At 57.9% G+C, this 390-nt stretch carries 1 protein-coding gene; it reads right to left on the reverse strand.

Annotated features, from left to right (window positions below):
• The coding region (locus tag ACFHWY_RS28895) for an ImmA/IrrE family metallo-endopeptidase (RefSeq protein ID WP_416583387.1) at positions 1–310 on the reverse strand (310 nt) is incomplete at its 3' end.
• Between the last annotated feature and the right edge of the window lie 80 nt (positions 311–390).

Below are 390 nucleotides of genomic sequence, written 5' to 3' on the forward strand. Positions count from 1 at the left end.
GCCTCGCCCGGTCCTCAACACGGACAGAACACCTCAAGCCGGAACAACGCCGGGGCCGTGGAAGGTAGCCTACGACGACGATTCGTGCGACTCCCAATTCGCCAGCAGCCTTGTCGACCCACGAACTACTAATGCGTGCCGGAACTTCTTGGAATCCGCTTGGAAAAAGGCACTCAGATGCCAAGCTGTTTGCTTCCGCCTCTTGAGTCGATTCTTGGTTGCCCCTGTCGTCGATCTCTTCGGCGATGATACGATCGCGATCTACATGTCCTCGGAGGATATGCGCGACCTCGTGGAGGAGGGTAAACAGGACTTTATCGAGCCGCTGCCCCCAGGGCTATTGCGTTCTGGGGTAACTGCTGGTCACGGCGGTTATGAGGTCGTGTGAGC

It is taken from the genome of Micromonospora sp. LOL_024 (assembly GCF_048060415.1).
Classification (GTDB): Bacteria; Actinomycetota; Actinomycetes; order Mycobacteriales; family Micromonosporaceae; genus Micromonospora.